The sequence below is a fragment of the Streptomyces sp. IMTB 2501 genome (genome assembly GCF_001953885.1).
Lineage (GTDB): Bacteria > Actinomycetota > Actinomycetes > Streptomycetales > Streptomycetaceae > Streptomyces.
In genome coordinates, this window is record NZ_MQUS01000001.1 from 251,641 (window position 1) to 272,286 (window position 20,646).

General features: G+C 71.1%; 19 protein-coding genes and 2 pseudogenes. 9 read left to right on the forward strand and 12 right to left on the reverse strand.

Annotated elements, in window-relative coordinates; all coding sequences use genetic code 11:
- Window positions 1–15 precede the first annotated feature (15 nt).
- Window positions 16–399: a thioredoxin gene (gene trxA / locus AV521_RS01250; protein ID WP_076082336.1), complete on the reverse strand. Its 384-nt coding sequence runs from the start codon at window positions 397–399 to the stop codon at window positions 16–18.
- Between the two features lie 141 nt (window positions 400–540).
- Between trxA and AV521_RS01255 the strand changes: the two genes are divergently transcribed.
- Window positions 541–1,971, forward strand: a complete 1,431-nt coding sequence (locus tag AV521_RS01255; RefSeq protein WP_076083391.1) for an NAD(P)/FAD-dependent oxidoreductase — start codon at window positions 541–543, stop codon at window positions 1,969–1,971.
- An 8-nt stretch (window positions 1,972–1,979) separates the two neighbouring features.
- Here AV521_RS01255 and AV521_RS01260 read toward each other — a convergent pair whose 3' ends face one another.
- The gene (locus tag AV521_RS01260; RefSeq protein WP_076082338.1) at window positions 1,980–2,624 is read right to left on the reverse strand and encodes a peptide deformylase; all 645 of its coding nucleotides are present in this window, start codon (window positions 2,622–2,624) and stop codon (window positions 1,980–1,982) included.
- Window positions 2,625–2,726: 102 nt separating this feature from the next.
- Between AV521_RS01260 and AV521_RS50305 the strand changes: the two are divergent.
- Window positions 2,727–3,273: pseudogene (locus AV521_RS50305) on the forward strand (PepSY-associated TM helix domain-containing protein); the annotation flags it as partial.
- Window positions 3,274–3,486: 213 nt separating this feature from the next.
- Here the strand turns inward: AV521_RS50305 and AV521_RS01270 are convergent.
- The 3 genes from AV521_RS01270 to AV521_RS01280 form a co-directional block, all read right to left on the reverse strand.
- Entirely contained in the window at window positions 3,487–3,858 is a 372-nt protein-coding gene (locus tag AV521_RS01270; RefSeq protein WP_179022762.1) for a tetratricopeptide repeat protein, read from the reverse strand.
- 206 nt (window positions 3,859–4,064) lie between these two features.
- On the reverse strand, window positions 4,065–4,265 hold the full coding sequence (locus AV521_RS01275) for an integrase (protein ID WP_179022764.1): 201 nt from the start codon (window positions 4,263–4,265) through the stop codon (window positions 4,065–4,067).
- 344 nt (window positions 4,266–4,609) lie between these two features.
- Window positions 4,610–5,617 carry a phenylalanine 4-monooxygenase gene (locus AV521_RS01280; protein ID WP_076082340.1) on the reverse strand — a complete coding sequence of 336 codons (1,008 nt, stop codon included), beginning with the start codon at window positions 5,615–5,617 and terminating at the stop codon, window positions 4,610–4,612.
- A 99-nt stretch (window positions 5,618–5,716) separates the two neighbouring features.
- On the opposite strand from AV521_RS01280, the gene AV521_RS01285 reads away from it, so the two are divergent.
- From AV521_RS01285 to AV521_RS01295, 3 genes are all read left to right on the forward strand, one after another.
- On the forward strand, window positions 5,717–6,175 hold the full coding sequence (locus tag AV521_RS01285) for a hypothetical protein (RefSeq protein ID WP_143658561.1): 459 nt from the start codon (window positions 5,717–5,719) through the stop codon (window positions 6,173–6,175).
- Between the two features lie 129 nt (window positions 6,176–6,304).
- Window positions 6,305–7,435 (forward strand): PLP-dependent cysteine synthase family protein, encoded by a 1,131-nt coding sequence (locus AV521_RS01290; RefSeq protein WP_076082343.1) that lies wholly within the window; start codon window positions 6,305–6,307, stop codon window positions 7,433–7,435.
- Window positions 7,432–8,712 carry an MFS transporter gene (locus tag AV521_RS01295; RefSeq protein ID WP_076082345.1) on the forward strand — a complete coding sequence of 427 codons (1,281 nt, stop codon included), beginning with the start codon at window positions 7,432–7,434 and terminating at the stop codon, window positions 8,710–8,712. Before AV521_RS01290 ends, AV521_RS01295 begins: the two co-directional genes overlap by 4 nt.
- A gap of 408 nt (window positions 8,713–9,120) precedes the next feature.
- Here AV521_RS01295 and AV521_RS01300 read toward each other — a convergent pair whose 3' ends face one another.
- The 5 genes from AV521_RS01300 to AV521_RS01320 are packed head-to-tail and all read right to left on the reverse strand — an operon-like array spanning window position 9,121 to window position 15,946.
- Window positions 9,121–10,860: an RICIN domain-containing protein gene (locus tag AV521_RS01300; protein WP_076082347.1), complete on the reverse strand. Its 1,740-nt coding sequence runs from the start codon at window positions 10,858–10,860 to the stop codon at window positions 9,121–9,123.
- Window positions 10,861–10,899: 39 nt separating this feature from the next.
- Window positions 10,900–11,706 (reverse strand): carbohydrate ABC transporter permease, encoded by an 807-nt coding sequence (locus AV521_RS01305; protein ID WP_076082349.1) that lies wholly within the window; start codon window positions 11,704–11,706, stop codon window positions 10,900–10,902.
- On the reverse strand, window positions 11,703–12,671 hold the full coding sequence (locus AV521_RS01310) for a carbohydrate ABC transporter permease (RefSeq protein WP_076082350.1): 969 nt from the start codon (window positions 12,669–12,671) through the stop codon (window positions 11,703–11,705). The genes AV521_RS01305 and AV521_RS01310 overlap by 4 nt, the downstream gene beginning before the upstream one ends.
- A 9-nt stretch (window positions 12,672–12,680) precedes the next feature.
- Window positions 12,681–13,925 (reverse strand): extracellular solute-binding protein, encoded by a 1,245-nt coding sequence (locus AV521_RS01315; protein WP_076082352.1) that lies wholly within the window; start codon window positions 13,923–13,925, stop codon window positions 12,681–12,683.
- A 32-nt stretch (window positions 13,926–13,957) separates the two neighbouring features.
- On the reverse strand, window positions 13,958–15,946 hold the full coding sequence (locus AV521_RS01320; RefSeq protein ID WP_076082353.1) for a glycoside hydrolase family 127 protein: 1,989 nt from the start codon (window positions 15,944–15,946) through the stop codon (window positions 13,958–13,960).
- A 198-nt stretch (window positions 15,947–16,144) separates the two neighbouring features.
- On the opposite strand from AV521_RS01320, the gene AV521_RS01325 reads away from it, so the two are divergent.
- Window positions 16,145–17,185 carry a LacI family DNA-binding transcriptional regulator gene (locus AV521_RS01325; protein WP_076083398.1) on the forward strand — a complete coding sequence of 347 codons (1,041 nt, stop codon included), beginning with the start codon at window positions 16,145–16,147 and terminating at the stop codon, window positions 17,183–17,185.
- An 80-nt stretch (window positions 17,186–17,265) separates the two neighbouring features.
- Here AV521_RS01325 and AV521_RS01330 read toward each other — a convergent pair whose 3' ends face one another.
- The gene (locus AV521_RS01330; RefSeq protein WP_256725381.1) at window positions 17,266–17,544 is read right to left on the reverse strand and encodes a hypothetical protein; all 279 of its coding nucleotides are present in this window, start codon (window positions 17,542–17,544) and stop codon (window positions 17,266–17,268) included.
- A 1-nt stretch (window position 17,545) separates the two neighbouring features.
- Here AV521_RS01330 and AV521_RS01335 point away from each other — a divergent pair.
- A pseudogene (locus AV521_RS01335) lies at window positions 17,546–17,800 on the forward strand (substrate-binding domain-containing protein); the annotation flags it as partial.
- A 368-nt stretch (window positions 17,801–18,168) separates the two neighbouring features.
- On the opposite strand, the gene AV521_RS01340 reads toward AV521_RS01335, so the two are convergent.
- On the reverse strand, window positions 18,169–18,747 hold the full coding sequence (locus AV521_RS01340) for a TetR/AcrR family transcriptional regulator (protein WP_076082355.1): 579 nt from the start codon (window positions 18,745–18,747) through the stop codon (window positions 18,169–18,171).
- Between the two features lie 126 nt (window positions 18,748–18,873).
- On the opposite strand from AV521_RS01340, the gene AV521_RS01345 reads away from it, so the two are divergent.
- Both AV521_RS01345 and AV521_RS01350 read left to right on the forward strand, forming a co-directional pair.
- Entirely contained in the window at window positions 18,874–19,497 is a 624-nt protein-coding gene (locus AV521_RS01345) for a class I SAM-dependent methyltransferase (protein WP_076082356.1), read from the forward strand.
- A gap of 90 nt (window positions 19,498–19,587) precedes the next feature.
- Window positions 19,588–20,298, forward strand: coding sequence for a DUF2218 domain-containing protein (locus AV521_RS01350; RefSeq protein WP_076082358.1), 711 nt, complete (start codon window positions 19,588–19,590; stop codon window positions 20,296–20,298).
- Window positions 20,299–20,646 lie beyond the last annotated feature (348 nt).

The following is a 20,646-nucleotide window of genomic DNA, read 5'->3' on the forward strand; positions in this document are numbered from 1 at the left end:
GACCCGCCGAAGGGCTTACTCGGCGTTGCCCTTCTGGGCCTCCTGGGCCGCGATGCTCCTGCGGACCTCGTCCATGTCCAGCTTGCGGGCCTGCCCGATGAGGTCGGTCAGCGCGGGTTCGGGCAGGGCGCCCGGCTGGGCGAAGACGGCGACCTTGTCACGGACGATCATCAGCGTCGGGATCGACTGGATGCCGAAGGCCGCGGCCAGCTCCGGCTGCGCCTCGGTGTCCACCTTGCCGAAGACCAGGTCCGGGTTGTCCGTCGCGGCCTTCTCGTACACGGGAGCGAACTGGCGGCACGGCCCGCACCAGGCAGCCCAGAAGTCGATGAGAACGAAGTCGTTCTCGCTGACCGTCTGGTCGAAGTTGTCCTTGGTCAGCTCCACGGTGCTGCTCATGGCGTGAATCCCTCTTCCTGGTGTGGGGTGTGCCGACGGCGGAAACACGGCCGTCGGGCCGCCTATTCCACACGTGCACGTCTGTCGTTCGGCGCGCGTACCCATGTGGCCGTCGCGCACACCACCCACCAGACTGACCTCATGACGGAAACGGAATCCATCGCGTACGACGTCGTGGTGCTCGGGGCCGGACCCGTGGGGGAGAACGTCGCGGACCGCACCCGTGCGGCCGGCCTCACCACCGCGATCGTGGAGAGCGAACTGGTCGGCGGCGAGTGCTCCTACTGGGCGTGCATGCCCAGCAAGGCCCTGCTCCGGCCGGTGATCGCCCAGGCGGACGCCCGCCGGCTGCCCGGCCTCACCCAGGCGGTCCAGGACCCGCTCGACACCCCCGCCGTCCTCGCCCGCCGGGACGAGTACACCTCCCACTGGAAGGACGACGGCCAGGTCGCCTGGGTGCACGGCATCGGCGCCGACCTGTACCGCGGCCACGGGCGGCTCGCCGGCCCCCGCACGGTCACCGTGACCGCCCCCGACGGCACGTTCGCGACCCTCACCGCCCGGCACGCCGTCGCCGTCGCCACCGGCACCCGCGCCCAGCTGCCCGACCTGCCCGGCCTCGCCGAGGTGAAGCCCTGGACCAGCCGTGAGGCCACCAGCGGCAAGGCGGCCCCGGGCCGGCTGATCGTCGTAGGCGGCGGTGTCGTCGCCACCGAGATGGCCACCGCCTGGCAGGCCCTCGGCTCCCGGGTCACCCTGCTGGTCCGCGGCAAGGGCCTGCTCAACCGGATGGAACCGTTCGCCGGGGAACTGGTCGCCGAGGCGCTCGCCGAGGCGGGCACCGACGTCCGCACCGGCACCTCCGTGGAGTCCGTCACCCGCGAGAACGGCACCGTCGTGGTGATCACCTCGGCGGGCGACCGTCTGGAGGCCGACGAGATCCTCTTCGCCACCGGCCGTGTGCCGCACACCGACGACATCGGCCTCGACACCGTCGGCCTGGCACCCGGCTCCTGGCTGGACGCCGACGACACCCTCCGCGTCACCGGCACCGACTGGCTGTACGCGGTCGGCGACGTCAACCACCGCGCCCTCCTCACCCACCAGGGCAAGTACCAGGCCCGCATCGCCGGCGCCGCCATCGCCGCCCGCGCGGCCGGCGACTCCGTGCGGGACGAGGCCTGGGGCGCGCACCGGGCCACCGCCGACCACCATGCCGTACCCCAGGTCGTGTTCACCGACCCCGAGGCCGCCGCGGTCGGCCTCTCCCTCGCCGAGGCCGAACAGGCCGGCCACCGCGTCCGTGCCGTCGACGTCGAGTTCTCCTCCGTCGCGGGCGCCGGTCTGTACGCAGACGGCTACAAGGGCCGGGCCCGCATGGTGGTCGACCTGGAGGACGAGGTCCTGCGCGGCGTCACCTTCGTCGGGCCGGGCGTCGGCGAACTCATCCACTCCGCCACCGTCGCCGTCGCCGGCCGCGTCCCGGTCAGCCGACTGTGGCACGCGGTCCCGTCGTACCCGACGCTGAGCGAGGTGTGGCTGCGGCTGCTGGAGGCATACCGCGACAACTGACCCGCCGATCAGGGAAGTTCGAAGCCGAGGGCGTCGGCCGCCGCCTCCGGGGTCGGCCGGTTCCACAGTGCGGCGATCGCCTCGTTCGTGGACAGGGAGCGCAGTTCGGCTCGGTCCAGGTAGAGCGTGCCGTCCAGGTGGTCCGTCTCGTGCTGGACGATCCGGGCGGGCCACCCGGTGAACAACTCGTCCAGCGCCCGGCCGTGCTCGTCCGCGCCGCGCAGCCGCACCTCGGCGTGCCGGGCCACCACGGCCTGCCAGCCCGGCACGCTCAGGCAGCCCTCGAAGAACGCGACACGAGCGGTGCCCACCGGCTCGTACACCGGGTTGACCAGGACACGGAACGGCTGCGGGACCCGGCCCCGGGCCACCGCGACCTCCTCGGGCACCGGCGCCGGATCCTCGATGACCGCGATCCGCAGCGGCACGCCGACCTGCGGTGCGGCGAGGCCCACGCCGGGGGCGGCGTGCATGGTCTCGCGCAGGGCGTCGATGAAGCGGGCGAGCAGAGCGGGGCCGAGCTGACCGTCGTACGGCTCGGTGCCGCGCCGCAGCACCGGCTGCCCGGCGGCGACGATGGGCAGGGGGCCGCCGGCGGCGAGGAGTTCCTCGACCCGCTCGGCGAGCGATGCGTGATCACGGGGAGGTGCCATCGCGTCAGGATGCCATGCCACCCCGTCCGCCCCTGTGGCGCAGCTCACCAACACCCCGGGGAACTCAGCCCTTTCGCGGCCCGGCCACTGGACCGCCCGCGCCTGTGCACCGAGCCCCCGGAGCCTCCCCATGACCACCGCCTCCTCGACCGCCGCGGCCGCTGGGCACCCCTGCGCCTGCACTTCTACGTCGGCGTGCTCGTCGCCCCTCTCTGTTGGTCGCCGTCGTCACCGGACTGCGTACGCGGGCTCGTGCCAGGCCGGGAAACTCGGCGTCAAGGGCATCGATCCCGAGCACACCCTCGCCGTGTTCGTCGACCCCTGCACCGGCCGGGTGAACAGTACGGATCGACCGGTGGGCTGCGCGTTTGCACCTGGATCGACGAACTCCACCGCGATCTGCACCTTGGCGAGACCGGCCGCCAGCCGGCTCTGGGTGATCACGGCGGGCGGGCTGGTGCTCTGGTTCTCCCGCCGCCGCGCCCTGCGCAAGGTCCGCGGCACCGGCGGGCGGCGCCGCACCCTCGGCCTGCACGGCACCATCGGCGACCTGTGCACCGCCCTCGGCCAGGCCACCCCGTCCGTGCCGACGTCCACGCCCGGCGGCGAACACACGGGTCACGGCACGGCGTCCGGGTCCTTCCCGCACCACGGCACGTTCGCCCTGTCCGAGAGCCGGGGCTTCACCCGCACCCGGCGGCTGGGCAGGAACCACCGGGCGGTCGCCGGGACGGTACGGCCGACGGGTGAGGCACGGACCCCCCGCCAAACCGCCGGTGCGAGACACGGACTGCCGTACCGCCGGTGTGAGACATGCCGAGGGCCCGGCCCCCTGCCGGGAACCGGGCCCTCGCCCTGCGGCTCACTCCTGCGGGAAGTCACCCGCGAGCGCCGAGGCGATCCGCAGATGCCGCTCCGCCTCCTCGTGCCGGGCCTGCCGCTGGAGCGTCCGGCCCAGCATCAGCCGGGCGTAGTGCTCCACCGGGTCACGCTCCACGATGTCCCGCAACTCGGCTTCCGCGCGGTGCAGTTGGGCCGAGTGGTAGTAGGCACGGGCCAGCAGCAGCCGGGGTCCGGTCTGCTCCGGCACCTCCTCGACGAGCCCGGTCAGCACCCGCGCCGCGCCCGCGTAGTCCTTGGCGTCGAAGAACTGCCGCGCACGCTCCCAGCGCTCGGCCGGTGTGCCGTGGTCGTAGTACGTCGTCTCCTGCTGGGTCTCCACTTGCGTCTCCACTCGTGACCTCCTTCGGCAGCCACAACGGAACGCACTGGTTCAACATTCCACTAACCCTGTCGTGCGGCTTCCAGGGCGGCCAGTTCCGTGTTGGCGCGGTCGGTGACCAGGGTCAGCACCCGCCCGGCCACCGCGCGGTCCTCGTCGGAGATGTCGGCGTAGATCCGGCCTGCCGACGCCCCCTGCCTCGGCGGCGGCCTTGGTTGTCAGCTCGCACCGGCGGTCGCCTCCGGCTGTCCGGGGTGGTCTTCCAGACCGGTGATGATCTTCTCCAGGTTGCCGAGGGCGTGGCGGTTCATCTCGACCATGCGTGCTTGGCCGCGGGCTTCGGCAGCCGAGACGATCTGCAGCGACTGCTGCCGCTGTTCCCGGTGCTCGGGCAGGAACTCGGGGTTCGTGACGAACATCGGACAGGCCAAGCAGGCATCGGCAGGCCGCAGCAGCCGTTGCTGCGTGTGTTGATCTGCCGCTGAGGCGCTGCTCGATCTCGGGGCCACCTCCGTCCTCTTGGTGGGCTTGCCCGCTCGCTGCCAAAAGCCGTGGTGGCGCACGCACAAGCTGTCAGCGGTAGTAGTGGCCCGGCAGAGCAAGAGAGGCTGCACGAACCGAGCTGGATGTCCGAACCCGGGCAGGTGCGTGATGCGGGTGTGAGGCACGCAGCACGGTGAGCGCGCGCTGATGGGGGGCGTCCTCGAAGGGCACGCCGGTGATCTCGGCGCCGACGAACGTGCTGGGCGAGTCGTTCTCCGCGCTACAGGAGGCCCTTTGCCGGCATGCCACGCCGTGCACCGCCGGAGTCGGCGTCGGGACCGTTCGTGGGGTCGGGGCGTGCCATGGAGCCGCGTTCGTGCAGCGCGGGGAGGCGCAGTCGCGCGCGGGTGTCGTCGTCGAAGCCGTCGAGGAAGCCGTGAAGGAAGTCCGCCAGGCGGGGCAGCGGGTCGATGGCGTACAGGACCGGTTGGTAGCCGGCGATCTGGACGGGCCGGCGCAGCAGTTCGGCGATGTCGAGGGGCAGGATGCGGGCGCGCTGGAAGTGGCCGAGTTCGCCGTACGACGACAGCAGTGCGGCCCCGTACGCCTTGGGACGGCCGTCCTCCCAGGCCACACCGAACTCGAGCGTGAACCAGTACAGGCGGCTGATCAGATCCAGGGCGTCGCGCGATTCCACGCGGGCGGCGGCGCGGCCGACGGCGCGGTACAGGTCGGCGAACCAGGGGTCGCACAGGTGGGTGCCGTGGCTGAACACATCATGCAGGACGTCCGGTTCGGGTGCGTACAAGGGCATCGCCGGGTGGCGGACGTACTGCACCGCGTGAAAGTAGCCGTCGGCCATGGCCCCCAGGAACCGCTTGTTCGGTACGATCCCGCCGGCCAGCGTGAACCGGAAGCCGGTCAGCTCCTGGAGGCGGTCGGAGACCTCCTCGTGCTGCGGAATCCGGTCCCCCGGGATCGCGGCCCGCTCCCAGGCCCGCAGGACGGCCCGGCAGGCGTGCTCCCGGTGCGCCTCGACCAGCGCCGCGTGGACGGTGCGCCAGGTGGCGTGCTCGGTCTCGGTGTACTCCACGGTCGGCGACGGGACGCCGACGCGGTGCCCCTCGGCGGCGGCCACCAGGTCGTCCCGGCGGCGCAGATAGGCCGCGTCGGAGGAGGCGGGGTGCCGCCCGGCCGGGCCCGGATGCCTGCCGTGCGGGTCCAGCGGCGTGCGGCTCAGCCAGTCCATCACCAAGGTCTCCTCCGTGCGCTCGACCATCCGGATCATCGCCGCGCTCCACACCCGCGGCTTGCCGAGAAGCTGAAAAGTTAACTCAAAAGTGGATCAACGCATGCGTACGGTGATGAGCTGCCTACTATCTGTCGCATGCTGCAGGAATCGGTGGCCGGACGCGCTGGGAGGCGAATGCCGGTCCTCGCCCTCCTCGTGGGCCTGACGCTGATGCTCGTCGCCCACGTCGTTTCCTGCGCGCTCCACCACCTCGACGGCCACCCGCATACCGCGCCGCGGACCGTGTCGATGACCGGCGAGGCCCACGGCGCCGTCGCCCTGGCGGTCGTATCCGATTCCGCGGGCCGTCCGGCGGGGCACGGCGCGGACGGCCATCACGATCACGACACCTCGTGCTGCGACCCGGCCGACCGGCCCGCAGACCATCGCGCGTCCACGGCAGCTCTGGTTCTGGCCCTGCTGCTGCTCGTCCTCGCACGTCGTGACCTGCTGAGCCCGTCGGCGCGCGACACACTGGGGCGGGCCGGACCGGAGCGTCCGCCGGCCTGCGCCGGAGTCCATATCCTGCGTTTGGTCTGCGTCAGCCGTACCTGACGGGCCACGCCCGGTTCGCGCACCTCCGGATGCCCTTCGAGGAGGGCCGGCGCGCCGGGCCGGGACACGTTCCGTACGGCACACGCACGGCGGCCCACGACTGCCACCGGGCCGCAGAAAGACGACTTCATGAGCACAGCTCTGCGCAGCATCTCCTCGCGCGACATCAGCTCCTTCCTCGCAGCACACGAACTCCCGGAACCGGCCGGAGCCCCGCACCGGTCAGCGGCCGGCCTGGTCGGCAACACGCCCGTCCTGTGGGTGGGGGAGCCCGTCCATCCGCCCGGGCGCGGTTTCTGGGCCAAGCTGGAGGGCGCCAACCCGGGCGGCCTCAAGGACCGCCCGGGTCTGCACATGGTCGCCGCCGCCCGCAAGCGCGGCGAACTCGGACCGGGAGCACCCGTCATCGAGTCCACCAGTGGCACCCTCGGCCTCGGTCTCGCCCTGGCCGGCATCACGTACGGCCATCCGGTCACCCTCGTCACCGACCCCGGCATGGAGCCGCTGATGGTGCACCAGCTGTGCGCACTCGGCGCCCGCGTGGACGTGGTCACCGAGCCGGCCCCGGTGGGCGGCTGGCAGGAGGCGCGCCGGCAGCGGGTGCGCGAACTGCTCGCCCGTACTCCGTCGGCCTGGTGCCCCGACCAGTACAACAACCCCGACAACGTCGCCGCCTACGCCCCGCTCGCCCTGGAACTCACCGTTCAGCTCGGCAGGATCGACGTCCTGGTCGCCGCCGTCGGTACCGGCGGGCACTCGGCGGGCATCGCGCGCACCCTGCGTGCCTTCAACCCCGAGCTGCGACTCGTCGGCGTCGACTCGGTGCACTCCACCGTCTTCGGCCAGCCGGCGGGCCCCCGCCTCATGCGCGGCCTGGGCAGCAGCATCCACCCGAGGAACGTCGACCACGCGGCCTTCGACGAGGTCCACTGGGTGGCTCCCGGCGAGGCCGTGCGGACCTGCCGGGAGCTGGCCCGGGGCCACTACGCCAGCGGTGGATGGAGTGTGGGCGCCGTCGCCCTCGTGGCCGGCTGGCTCGCCCGTACGCAACCGGAGCGGACCCGTACCGTGGCGATCTTCCCGGACGGCGTGCACCGCTACTGGAACACCGTCTACAGCGACGCCTACTGCCGCACTCACGACCTGCTGGGCGGCGCGCCGGCCGCCGACCCGGACGAGATCGCACGGCCCGATGAGCGAGTGGTCGAGCGATGGACCCGCTGCACCGACGTCACCGTGCCTGAGGTGACGGTGCGATGAACTCCCTTGCCGCACAGTTCCGTTCGTTCAACGGATGCATCCGGCTGCTGATGGTCCAGCAGTTCACCATCAACACCGCCTTCTACATGCTCATGCCCTATCTCGCCGCGCACCTGGCGGACGACCTGGGCATGGCCGCATGGGCGGTCGGCCTGGTGCTGGGCGTGCGCAACTTCGCCCAGCAGGGCATGTTCCTGGTCGGCGGAACGCTCGCCGACCGGGTCGGCTACAAATCCGTGATCGTGGCGGGCTGTGTGCTGCGCACCGTCGGCTTCGGCCTTCTCGGATGCGTCGCCAGCCTGCCCGCTCTCGTGGCGGCGTCCGCGGCGACCGGGTTCGCGGGGGCGATGTTCAACCCGGCCGTTCGTGCGTATCTCGCCCACGAGGCGGGCGAGCGGCGGGTGGCGGCCTTCGCCGCCTTCAACGTCTTCTACCAGGCGGGCATGTTCGTCGGCCCGCTCGTCGGACTCGCGCTGCTGACCGCCGACTTCCGTCTGGTCTGCTCCGTGGCGGCCGTGCTGTTCCTCGCCCTGACACTCCTCCAGCTGCGGCTCCTGCCCGCCCGTGGCGGCACTCCCTCGGCCGAGCCGAGCGGTGTCCTGGCCGACTGGCGGACCGTCGTCCGCAACCGCCCCTTCGTCCTGTTCTCCCTCGCGATGATCGGCTCGTACGTGCTGTCCTTCCAGGTCTATCTGGCGCTGCCGCTCGAAGCCCACCGCGTGGCGCCGGGCAGCGGCGACGCGGTGACCACGGCTCTGTTCGCGGTCTCCGCTGCGGTGGCCGTGGTCGGGCAGCTGAGAATCACCGCCTGGGCACGCGCCCGCTGGTCCCCGCGGCGCGCGATCGTCTACGGCATCTCCCTGATGGGCGCGGCCTTCCTGCCCCTGGTGACCGCCGGCCCGACGGTCGACGGGAGGTCCGGCCTCCTCGACCGGGCCGTGACGCTCGGCCCCCTGCTCGTCTCGGTGGCCCTGCTCGGGCTGGGCACGGCCGCGGTGTACCCCTTCGAGATGGACACCGTCGTCCGCCTTGCCGGAGGCAGGCTCGTCGCCACGCACTACGGCCTCTACAACTCCGTCTCCGGCCTCGGCGTCACCCTGGGCAACCTCGCCACGGGCGCCGTCTGGGACGCCACCGACCGCCTGGGGCACCCGGAACTGACCTGGTGGATGCTCGCCGTGACGGGCGCGCTCTGCGCCGGATGCGTCGCGCTGCTCGCGCGATCCGGCCGCCTGCCTGCCCGGCCGGAACCTGATCCGATGACGGTGGCCTCATGAGCCCGACTTGACGGCGAGTCCGACCGGGTGGCTCCCGTCCCGCGCCGCCGCCAGGCCGAACGGTGCAGCCGGACCTGCGCTTCTGTGAAGGGCGGAAGGTGCGGCCGGAGCGGGGCCGGCCTCTTCGGCAGGTCGCCGATGAGGAGTCGGTGGAGCCGTTCGCGCGCATCTCCGCGATGATCGGCGACCGGATCGGCGACCGGACGGTGGGGGAGACGTGCACGAACGGACGTCGTGGCGCAACGGGCGGTGCCCATGCTCCACGACCCGCGCCGACGCCACTCCATGACGGGCCGTCCGGCCTGGGGTGGCTGCGCCGAGCAGGCCTTCGCCTGCGTCCCTGGCCGCCGACATCGGTCAGGGACACAGGAGTCTCGGGGGCGCCGGGCGCCCGGGTCCGCCGACGGCTCAGCGCGCGGTCAGCTTCCACAGATGGTCGGCGGTGCCGTTGTCGGACCACTGGAGGACCTGGGCGCCGGAGGAGGTGCTCATCCGGTCCACGCCCAGCAGCAGACCGCTGTTGTAGTTGGCGATCTTGTAATAGCCGTCACGGGCCCGGACGATCTGCCAGAGGTGGTCGGCGGTGCCGTTGTCACCCCAGATCAGGGCGGTGCCGCCGTCGCTCGTGCTCATGTTCTGGATGCCGAGCGGCAGGCCGGACTTCTGGTTGACGATCTTGTAAAGGCCGGAGCCCGCCGCGACCAGGCTCCAGTTCTGGTCGGTGCCGGTGGTGGACGCGGTCTGGACGACGGAGGTGCCCTGAGCCGTACCCGCGTTCAGGGTGTCCAGGGCGAGACCGCTGTTCCGGTTGGTGATCTGGTAGCGCCCGGCCAGCGATGTCGAGGTGCCGGCGGGGGTGATCACCAGGTGGTAGCCGTCGGAGGCGTTCATCGTCACCGGCACGGTGATCGAGCCGCCCGAGACGGTGTAGTCGGCGTCGGAGATGGTGATCGGGCCCGGGGAGGCGGTCGTACGCCCGGTGTCGGGCGTGTACTCCAGCTTGACGTGGACCGTGCCGCTGAAAGCCGGCAGCGAGGACAGGCCGTTGACGGTCACCGCGCAGGAGCCGGTACAGCCGCCCGCGATGACACTGATCCGGTTGCCGGAGCCGTTCAGGGAGGCGATGCCGTCGATTCCCGTCTGCGCCGGGGGAGTGGTCACCAGCATGGTGCCCGACATGTCGCCGTACCACCTGTACATCCAGTACGAGCCGTTGGGCGAGCCGCCGGTGTCGGTGAGGGTGTCACCGAGGGTGCCGTAGTGGTTCCAGAAGGCCAGCTCGGCGTCGTGCACGCCTGCCCGCTCGAACTTGGCGGCATAGCCGATGAGGGCACCCGGGACGCCCACTTCGGACGGCTCGGCGTACTCCTCGACGGCGATCGGCCGCGGGCTGATGCCGAGGCTGGATTCCAGTGCGCGGTACGCGGAGACGTGCGCGGCGATGTCCTTGCTGCCTTGCAGTTCGTGCCAGGAGACGATGTCCGGCACGGTGCCGCTCGCCTTGGCGTCGGTGAGGAAGGTGCTCATCCAGGACTGGTTCCAGGCCGAGTAACTGGGGCCCTGGACCGGTGTCCTGGTGTCCTTGGCACGGACCTCGTGGTAGGTGCGGGCCCAACCGGCGTCGAAGGCACCGGCATTGCCGGTGTCCCAGGTCCAGTCGGGCTCGTTCCACAGCTCGTAGGCGGCGATGTCGCCCGCGCCCGAGGACTGCACGGAAGCGACCTGCTTGTCCACAGCGGACAGCCAGTCGCCCCAGCTCACCCATTTGTACGGGAAGCCGGGGTACCAGTCCGGCATCCGTACGACCACCTTGGCGCCGGCGCGGGCCGCCTTGGGCGCGACGACCAGCGCGTCACCGGCCGGCTTGGGCTCGCCGTTGGGGAGCTGGGAGCCGCCCGGGGCCATCTGCACGAAGGTGTTGGGCTTGAGCGGGGTGACCAGGCTGTCGGCCGGAGTGCCGCTGTCGGCGAGGCCGTAGAGGCTGCCGGTGGCGACATGGCTCACCGGGCGGAGCGTCCGGCCGGCGTCGACCACCAGGGTGGTGGAGGAGGTGGGGGTGGCCTCGGCCGGGGCCCCGGTGACGAGGGCGGCGGAGGCGGCCAGGGCGCAGACGCCCAGGAGAGAAGTGAGCGTTCTCGTGCGGCTCATGGAGGGGTTTCTCCTCGACGGAGGGAAGGGGGAGGGAGGTCAGTCCTTGACCGCGCCCGCGGTCACGCCCGCGGCCACGTAACGCTGCGCGAGGACCAGCAGGACTGTCGCGGGGACGGAGGCGACGACGGCGGTGGCCATGATCGCGTTCCACTCCTGGTTGTTGTTGCCGATGTACTTGTAGATGCCGAGGGTGATCGGCCTCAGCTCGCCGCCACCGTCGAGGGTGTTGGCGAAGACGAAGTCGGACCAGGCCCACAGGAAGCTGAAGAGCGAGACGGTGACGAGCGCGTTGCGGCTCACCGGCAGCACGATCGACCAGAAGATGCGGAAGGTACCCGCACCGTCGATGCGGGAGGCGGCGATCAGGTCGCCGGGAATGCCCGACATGAACGCGGTGAAGATCACGCCGAAGGGCACGGCGATCGTGGAGTCGGCGATGATCAGGCCCCACCAGGAGTTCAGCAGGCCGAGGTCGAGGAAGACGCCGTAGAAGCCCATCGCCATGACGATGCCGGGGATCATCTGCGCGATCAGCAGGACCAGACCGAGCGCTCCGCCGCCCCGCGGGCGCAGTTTCGCCAGGGAGTAGCCGGCCGGGGCGGCGAGGAGGAGGGTGAGGGCGACCGTGCCGAGGCCGATGAGCAGGCTGGTGCCGAGGTAGGGCAACTGGTCGTCCAGGACCGCCCGGTGGCCCTCGAAGGTCGGGTGCAGCGGGAACAGGTCGGGTGGGCTCTTGCGCATGTCCTGCTGCGGGGTGAGGGACACGTTGAGCATCCAGTACACCGGGAACAGCATCAGCGCGGTGAGCAGCAGACCGATGACGGTATGGCGCCGGCGCGTCATGTCTCCTGCCTCCTCTGGACCCGGACATAGAGCAGCCCGAAGACAAGGGCGATGAGGATGAGCAGGTTGCCGACGGCGGCACCCGGGCCGAACTTCGGCAGCAGCGTGCCGAATCCGAGCTGGTACGACCAGGTCGCCAGGGTCGAGGAAGAATCGCCCGGCCCGCCCTTGGTCATGATCCAGATCAGGTCGAACACCTTGAGCGTGTAGACGAGCCCGAGGAGCAGGGTGATCGCCGACACCGGCCGCAGCAGCGGGAAGGTGATCCGGCGGAACACCTGCCAGGCGCTCGCTCCGTCCAGTGCCGCCGCCTCGTACAGCTCGGCGGGGATGTTCTGCAGTCCGCTGTAGAGGATGACCAGGTTGAACGGGATGCCGATCCAGATGTTGGCGACGATCACCGAGGTCAGCGCCCAGTCCGGCGAGGTGAGCCAACCGACGGGACCGGCTCCGGCGAAGTGCAGGAAGTAGTTCACCACTCCGGACTCGCTGTTGAACATCCACGACCACGTGGAGGCCGACACGATCAGCGGCAGCAGCCACGGGATGAGGAACAGGGCCCGCAGCAACCCCGAGAGCCGGAAGCGCCGGTTGAAGAAGACCGCGAGGGCGAGACCGATGACGTACTGGAAGGTGATGGACACGAAGGTGAAGACCATCGTGTGGCGCAGTGCCGGGCCGAACGTCGGGTCGTTCAGGACCCTTTGGACGTTGTTCCAGCCGGAGAAGGGCGCGTCGCCGGCGACGAAGGAGCGGACGGTGTAGTCGCGCAGGCTCAGGTCGAGATTGCGGTAGAGGGGATAGAGGTAGAAGGCGGCGAGGTAGGCGATCAGCGGGGCGACGAAGGCGAGTGCGGTCAGCCGGCTCCGGCGCCGCTGCCTGCGCTGCGGCGGCAGCGGGCGGGACCCGCTCATCTTCGCCGGCGTCCTCAACCGCCGGGGGCGGTCGACGTGGGTGATGGTCACGGGGCGGCCTCAGTTCTTCCGCACGCTCGCCTGGGCCGTGTCCAGGGCCGACTGGGGGCTCTTGCCGCCGGAGAGGGCCGACTGCACGGCGGTCCACATCGGCTGGGAGATGGTCGGGTACTTGGTGCCCAGACCGCCGCTGGTGCGCCCCCGGGCGGCGGCCACCGCGGCCACCCACGGCTTCAGCTCCGGGTTCTGCTTCGCCTGCGCGGCCTGGACCGCCGCCGTCGGCGCCACGTACATCAGTGTGGTGTCCGTCGCCAGCAGGCTGCTGTCTCTGGTGAGACACTCGACGATCTTCTTGCTGACGCCGTAGCGCGCGGTGTCCTTCTGCACGGGGACGGTGACGAACTCGCCACCGGTCGGCACGGGTGCCGAACCCCCGTTCTGCGCCGGGATGTTGATGATCCCGTAGCCGAAACCGGCCTTGCCGGCGTTGCCGAGCTGCCAGGTGCCGTTCTCGCCGAACGCGTAGGTGCCGGTGGCGAACTCCTGCCAGCTGGTGGTCTGGGTGTTCTGCAGGACGTCCTTGGGTGCGTATCCCGCGTCCACCCACTGCTTCCACAGCGAGAGGGCAGCGACGCCCTTGGCCGAGTTCAGCCTGGTGAGGTCGCCGCCCGCGCCCCAGAACCAGGGCAGGAACTGGAAGCTGCCCTCCTCGGTGTCGATCGCGGAGAACGTGATGCCCTTCTTACCGGCCGCCTTGACCTTCTTCAGCGCGGCGGTGAGGGAGTTCCAGTCCTTGATCGAGGCCGGGTCGACGTGGGCGGCGGAGAGGACCTTCTTGTTGTAGTAGAGGGCGAGCGTGTTGGCGCCGATGGGCACACCGTAGGCCGAGCCGTCGATGGTGCCCGCGCCGATGATGTTCTTCTGGACGGATGTGGTGTCGAGGCCGAGGTCGCTGGTTTTGGTGAGGATCCCCGCCTCCACCAGCGTCGAGACGACCGGGTTGTCGACGAGCATCACGTCCGGCGCGTTGCCCTGCTGGGCGGCCAGCAGGGCCTTGTTTCCCAGGTCGGTGGTGTCGTACGCGGTGCGTTTGACCTTCACCCCGGCTTTCGACCCGCACGAGGTGACCAGCGTGCCCCACGGGGAGGAGGCGTCGAGCTGCGGGTACGGGTCCCAGAAGGTGTACGTCCCGGTGGACGCGCCGGTGGAGCCCGAGGAGCCGGAGCCGCCTCCACAGGCGGTGAGGGAAGCGAGGGCACCGACGGCGGTGAGCGCGGCGAGGAGTGTGCGGCGGGTGGGTATCACGGGCTGACCTCGATGTTCGTCGGACGAGGGAGTCAGGAGGTGGGCAGCCAGACGCGCATGCTGCCGTCTTCGCGGTTGGCCCAGGCGTAGTAGGGGATGGCGGTCAACTCGACGGGCTCGCCGGGTTCGCCCTGGAGTGAGCCGGGTGCGGGGTCCGCGGGGTTGTGCGACGGCTCCGGCCGGTACGGCGCGTACGGCCACCAGCCCGCGTCGGGTATCCGGCGCCGGCGGCCCGCGGCCACGACCGTGGTGACGCCGCCGAGCAGGTCGGGGCGGTGCTTCACGGCGAGGGGGCGCGTGGTGTCGACGACGATGTCGTCCAGGCCGCCACCGGGATGGTCGACCTGCTCCAGGCAGTACACGAGCGGGCCCCGTTCGATCGCCACGCAGCCGCGTACGGCGTCCACCCGGGGGTCGGCCGAGGTGAGGCGGGGCTCCAGCGCGAACTCCAGGACCACCCGGTCACCTTCGGCCCAGTTCCGCTCCAGCCGCAGCCAGCCATCGGTCACCGGACCGTCGTAGGACTCCCCGCCGCACCGCATCCGCACATCACGGCACCACGGGGGGATGCGCAGGGAGAGCGTCCACGGGCGGTCGCCCGGGCTCTCCTCGACGGTGAGGGCGATCGTGCCGTTCCAGGGGTAGTCGGTCGCGCAGCTCACGGCGATGCTGTCACCGGTGTAACGGCCGCTGACGTACTGGTGGATCTGCAGGCCGCCGTCGTCCGTGCTCGCCAGGTAGTGCTCCAGGGAGGCCAGCAGCCGCATCACGTTGGGCGGGCAGCAGGCGCAGCGGAACCAGCGGGTGCGGCGGGCGGACTGGTCGCCACCGGGGTCGGTGTGGCCGTCGCGGACCTGGAGCGGGTTGACGTACAGCCAGCGCTCGCCGTCCAGGGACACCCCGGCCAGGAAACCGTTGTACAGGGTGCGTTCGATCAGGTCGGAGTAGCGGGCCTCACCGGTGAGCAGAGCCATGCGCCAGCTCCACTGGACGGAGGCGATGGCGGCGCAGGTCTCGCAGTAGGCGCGCTCGTTGGGCAGCTCGTACGGGTCGCCGAAGTCCTCCTTGTCGTGGTGGGCGCCGAGTCCGCCGGTGAGGTGGGTCTTCGTGGTGGTCATCGCGTGCCACAACCGCTCGGCGGCGGCGCGGAGTTCGCCGTCCCCGGTCTCGGTGGCGAGATCGGCGGCCGCGGCCAGCAGATACAACTGCCGTACGGCGTGCCCCTCGACGTCGGTCGCCTCCCGTACCGGGACGCGATCCTGGCAGTAGGCCTCGCCGCCGAGCAGGCCGTGGCCGTGGCGGTCGACGAAGTAGGCGGCGAGGTCGAGATAGCGGCGCTCGCCGGTCTCCCGGTACAGCTCGACCAGGGCGGTCTCGACCTCCGGGTGGCCGTCGATGCCGTCGATGGGCTTGCCGCTGCCGGGCGGGCCGAAGACGGAGTCGATCTGGTCGGCGAACTTCCTTGCCACGTCGAGGAGTTCGCGTCGTCCGGTGGTCCGATGGTGGGCGACGGCGGCCTGGATGAGGTGTCCCGCGCAGTACAGCTCGTGCCCCCAGCGCAGGTCCTGGTATCGCTCGCCGCCCTTGACCAGCTGGAACCAGGTGTTGAGATAGCCGTCGGGTTGCTGGGCGGCGGCGACGAGTCCGGCGATGCGGTCGACATGGGCCGCCAGCTCGCCGTCGGTCTCCTGGGCGAGCTGCCAGGAGGCGGCCTCCAGCCACTTGTAGACGTCGGTGTCGACGAAGGGGTACGCCCCCTGGAACTCTCCCTCGATGGCTGCGTTCGGCAGCGCCTGTGGCGCGGGCGCCGCGAGCCGCAGGTTGTGCAGATTGCCCGCGGACTCCAGCAGTTCGGGGCCCTGCGGGATGGAGGTGCGGGCGTTGGCCTTGCGCCGGGTGTGCCAGAAGCCCGCGTCGATGCCGGCGACGGCAGGACGCAGCGCGGCACGGGCGGCCGGACCGAGCCGGACCGGACCCACGGCACCGGCGGGAGAGGGCGGAACGGAGCGTGTGCGGGGCATGGCTCTCCGAGGGGATGCTGGGTGAGCAAGCGGGAAAGTATGTGAGCAACCGTTTTCCTGAGCGAGAAGTACAGGACAGGCGCACCCTTCGGTCAAGGGGTGCGGCAAGACATTTTCCGGCTTGCTCAGCCACTGGCACGGAACTGCCGTGACTGTCACGATGGAAGGCGTCGTCGTAGTCGAGGAAAAGGTTTGCTCGTGACCGCTCCCGCTGGTGCTCCAGGCTCTCCTCCCACCGGCCGGGCCAGGCTCGCCGACGTCGCCGCGCTCGCCGGCGTCAGCGTGGGCACGGCCTCCAAGGCGCTCAGCGGCGCCGGCCGGATGCGCCCGGAGACCCGGCAGCGCGTGCTGGACGCGGTGGAGGCCCTCGGCTTCCGCCCCAACCAGCACGCCCAGAGCCTGCACACCGGCCGCAGCTGGACCGTCGGCCTGATGACCACCGACGGCATCGGCCGCTTCAGCACACCGGTCCTTCTCGGCGCCGAGGACGCCCTCGGCGCGGGCAAGATCTCGGTTCTGCTGTGCGACACACGCGGCGACGCCATCCGGGAACAGCACCACCTGCGCAACCTCATGGACCGCCGGGTCGACGGCATCATCGTCACCGGCCGCCGCACGGACCCGCGCCCGCCGCTGACCGGCATCACGGGCCTTGAGTCGATCCCGGTGGTCTACGCGCTCTCACCGTCCACGGACCCCGGTGACATGTCCGTCGTCACGGACGACAAGGGCGGCGCCGAGCTGGCCATGGAGCACCTGCTGTCCACCGGCCGCACCCGCATCGCCCACGTCACCGGACCGGAGCATCACGCGGCCGCCCGCGACCGGGCCCGCCACGCGGTACGGTACCTGGAGGCCGCCGGCCTCGAACTGTCCACCCACCGCGTCCACTTCGGCGAGTGGAGCGAGGCATGGGGCCGCCGCGCCGCCGATGCCGTCCTGCGCACGGCCCCCGACACGGACGCCGTCTTCTGCGGCAATGACCAGATCGCCCGCGGGGTCACCGACGCGCTGCGCGAACGGGGCGTCGGCGTCCCCGCGGACATCGCGGTCGTCGGCTACGACAACTGGGACACCATGGCGCTGGCCAGCCGCCCTCCGCTCACCACGATCGACATGGATCTCGCGGAGATCGGGCGGATCGCCGCCCTGCGGCTGCTGGAGGCGATCGACGAGGGAGAGGCGACACCCGGGGTGCGGACGGTCCCTTGCCGACTGGTGGTACGCGAGTCGACGTGACGGACCTGCCTCCCCTTCGCCGCACAGGCAGGGGCCCCGCTCCCACCGGCCGGCGGAAACGGGGACACAGAGGGGACGGACTACAGTGCTGCGGCGGCGCTGTGGAGGTTCTTGGCGGCCAGGGCGAGTCCTTCGGTCTGCGAGTAGGCGGTGTCCTCGTGCTCGATGTTCACGGCCATGTCCGGGTCGATCTCGGCGAGGGCGCGGAGGAACTCGGTCCAGAAGGGGATGTCGTTGCCGAGGCCGACGGCGACGAACTTCCAGGCCGGGTTCTCGGGCCAGGCGTTGCACCAGAATCCGTACCCGGTGGGCACCTTGTCCGGCGCGTCGGCGGGCACGCGGGTGAACGAGGTGTCCAAAACGGGCGTCCTGGCGGCCCTCGCCCGAGCAGGTGTCTCCGTACCGGGGCAGGTGTCCGTGGCCGGTTACGACGATGACACGCTCGCTCGGCTGAGCTGCTTCGATCCGACCACCGTCAGCCAGAACGCCCGGGAACAGGCCCGGCATGCGGTGACCGCCGCCGTCGAACGCCTCGATCAGGGCCGGACCGAGCCCCGGGAGGTCGCCCTCACCCCGCACCTCGTCGTCCGCGGCACCACGGCGGAGCCGGCCTGACACGCGGTGGCGCTGCGTGGGTGCGAGTCACTTGGAAGCAGGTACTGGGCCTTCTGCGACTTGCCCAGGTCGATGGCCCACACGTGCACTGACGGCGGATCCGCACGAGGGCGGCGGCAACGCCCCTGCCCTCGCCGGCGCCTCCTCGCGGCGGGCGCGCTCATCCGGCTGCGCCGCTTCCTCACCCCCACAGCCTCGGCTTCATCGCGCCACATGGCCGGCTGCCCTGGCGGCCGCGATCGCTGCCCCGCTCCTGTCGTTGCCGGTGGTGTGCGGGCCCTGAACTCGCCTTGACCCTGCGCTGCGCGCGGTGCGCATGGCCGAACGCTTCGTCGATTCGTCGGCCGAGTGCGGGTCAGTGACTCGGGTCAGCCCGCAGGGCGCAACCCCGCCAGGGTGACTGCGACGAGCCGTCGGACGGCCGCTTCGGAGGGTAGGCCGCCTGCGGCGGTGAGGGCGTGCAGGCAGTAGCTCGCCAGTTCTTCGGAAGCGATGTCGTCGCGGAGCTCGCCGGCCTTGGCGGCCTCTGTGAGCAGGTCCTGGAACAATTCGACGAGTTGGCGTTGTGCGGGCGCGATGTGCTCGGGGCGGTGCACGAGGGCCGCGAGTTCCTGGTTGCCGTGGCGCCCGCGGTGGTGGCAGATGAGCGCGTACCGCTCCAACACCGCTGCCAGTCGCTCGCCCGCGCCGCCCGGCCGGTCGCGCAGGTCGGCGAGCTGGCGCAGGTGTTCGGTGACGTGCCGGTCGTGGTGGGCGACCAGGATCGCCTCGACGTCCGGGAAGTACTTGTAGAGCGTAGCCCGTCCGATGCCGGTCTTCTCCGCGATCTGCGACATCGTCACCGACAGCAGCCCTCGCTCGGCCACCAGCTCCCAGGTGGTGTCCAGGATCGCCTCGCGCACCGTACGACGGTGCTCTTCGATCGTCTCGTTCCACAGCTTCGGCACCCTGCCAGGATACGTGACGCCAAGGGCGTGACACTATGCATTGACAGAGACAGTCTGTATCGATAAAGCTCGGTGGCGGAGACCGAGCCCCAGAGCCGGGCGATCAACCTGCCAGGAGTGCCCCTCATGTCCGACACGCCCCCTTACCGCCACCCCGGCGCCGGGAATCCGTGGTACCGGCCCGATGACCTGTACGCCGGCAGGCCGCCATGGGACATCGGCCGTCCACAGCCGGCCTTCCTCGCTCTCGCCGAAGCCGGCGCCGTCCAGGGCCGGGTACTCGACGTCGGCTGTGGCACGGGCGAGCACGCTCTGCTGGCCGCAGGCCTCGGCCTCGACGCCACCGGTGTCGACCTCGCGTCCAGGGCGATCGACGCCGCCGAGAAGAAGGCCGGCGAGCGCGGCCTCACCGCGCGCTTCCTGCTCCACGACGCCCGCCGCCTCGCCGGTCTCGGGGAGTCCTTCGACACGGTGCTGGACTGCGGGCTGTTCCACGTCTTCGACGACACCGACCGAAGCGCCTTCGTCGGCAGCCTCCATTCCGTGCTGAGGCAGGGTGGCCGCTACTTCATGCTGTGCTTCAGCGATCTGCAGCCGGGTGACCAGGGGCCGCGGCGGGTGACCCGCCGCGAGATCGATGCCGCCTTCGCCGAGGTGTGGCGGACCGACTCCGTCGAACCCGCCACGATCGACATCACCACCGATCCGGACGGCATCCGGGCCTGGCTCGTAGCCGCCACCAGGATCTGAACTCCCGCCGGGCCGGCCCGTTGCACCGGCCGAAAGCCCGTCGGCGCCCGTACCGAAGGCGCCGTGCCCCATGGTCCAGAAAGGAATGCCATGCCGACCGCCGAAGCTCTCGTCCCGACCGACCGGGCGAGTCGCTACCTCGTCCAACTCTGCCGTCACCTCAGCCAAATGCGCGGAATGCGCCACCGGCCGCCTGTCGCCCACGGTGGCGGTCAGATGCCCCCCGAGGTGCGGCACGTCGACTACTCCGACACCCACGGGACCATCCGCTTCGCCCAGGGCCTGTGCACACTGCAGGCCACCTCGGACACGCTCACGCTGCGCGTCGAAGCCGACGACGAGGACGCCATGGAGCGACTCCGCAACGGCATCGCCGGACGCGTCGAGAAGATCGGTCGCCGCGACCGCCTGACGGTGACCTGGAGGCCACTTGAAGCGTCGGATGCCCCATCCGGTGAGACTGCCTATATCACCGACGTGCCGGCCGCTGGAGTCGCGAAGGGCCGAGGGATCGGCAAAGTGATGGGACTCGCCGCGGTCGGCGTCGTGGTCGTCGCCCTGCACCTGGGGTTGGGCGGAGCCGTACTGGCCGCCTCGTCGTGGACCGGCTGGGGCGTCAACGCCATCGTGGCGATCGTCCTCCTGAAGCTTCTCTTCATGGGCGGCCATGTGGTCCTGGGCCGTGCCGGCCGGCAGGCACTCAGGCGGTCCGGAAAGCGGCTGCGTCCCGCGAGCACCGGGGACGACCCGGGGAAGGCGTCCGGATCGGCGGGCCCGTACCCGGCTGCCGGGGAGTGCTAGGGCCTGTCGGACGATTCCCGTCGTCCGCCCGTAGGGCGGGCCCAGCGGTGGCGGTGGGGGTGCCCAGCGGTGGGGTCCCCCGTGCGAGCGAAGCCGAGTGGGGAGCATTCGAGCGCGGTGAGCGTGCGATCGCAAGGCGCTCCGGCAGCGCGGCCTGGGGTGCTCCCTTCGGAGGTGCGTGCCAGGCCTCGCTGGGCAGACGGGAATCGTCGGACAGGCCCTGGGGACGACCGAACCGGCCGGGCAGTTTCAAGGGCGCGCAGGCCGGCGAAGGGCAGGCTGCTACCTGCGGTGCAAGGGAACGGCCGCTCCCTCGATTCTGCCGCCTCCACCACGAGGTGAAGCAGT

Bases quoted from the DNA above. Each gene is read 5' to 3' on its own strand.
- trxA (WP_076082336.1), bottom strand. From the start codon at position 399: ATGAGCAGCACCGTGGAGCTGACCAAGGACAACTTCGACCAGACGGTC.
- AV521_RS01255 (WP_076083391.1), top strand. From the start codon at position 541: ATGACGGAAACGGAATCCATCGCGTACGACGTCGTGGTGCTCGGGGCC.
- AV521_RS01260 (WP_076082338.1), bottom strand. From the start codon at position 2,624: ATGGCACCTCCCCGTGATCACGCATCGCTCGCCGAGCGGGTCGAGGAA.
- AV521_RS01275 (WP_179022764.1), bottom strand. From the start codon at position 4,265: ATGTTCGTCACGAACCCCGAGTTCCTGCCCGAGCACCGGGAACAGCGG.
- AV521_RS01280 (WP_076082340.1), bottom strand. From the start codon at position 5,617: ATGATCCGGATGGTCGAGCGCACGGAGGAGACCTTGGTGATGGACTGG.
- AV521_RS01285 (WP_143658561.1), top strand. From the start codon at position 5,717: ATGCTGCAGGAATCGGTGGCCGGACGCGCTGGGAGGCGAATGCCGGTC.
- AV521_RS01290 (WP_076082343.1), top strand. From the start codon at position 6,305: ATGAGCACAGCTCTGCGCAGCATCTCCTCGCGCGACATCAGCTCCTTC.
- AV521_RS01295 (WP_076082345.1), top strand. From the start codon at position 7,432: ATGAACTCCCTTGCCGCACAGTTCCGTTCGTTCAACGGATGCATCCGG.
- AV521_RS01300 (WP_076082347.1), bottom strand. From the start codon at position 10,860: ATGAGCCGCACGAGAACGCTCACTTCTCTCCTGGGCGTCTGCGCCCTG.
- AV521_RS01305 (WP_076082349.1), bottom strand. From the start codon at position 11,706: ATGACGCGCCGGCGCCATACCGTCATCGGTCTGCTGCTCACCGCGCTG.
- AV521_RS01320 (WP_076082353.1), bottom strand. From the start codon at position 15,946: ATGCCCCGCACACGCTCCGTTCCGCCCTCTCCCGCCGGTGCCGTGGGT.
- AV521_RS01345 (WP_076082356.1), top strand. From the start codon at position 18,874: ATGTCCGACACGCCCCCTTACCGCCACCCCGGCGCCGGGAATCCGTGG.
- AV521_RS01350 (WP_076082358.1), top strand. From the start codon at position 19,588: ATGCCGACCGCCGAAGCTCTCGTCCCGACCGACCGGGCGAGTCGCTAC.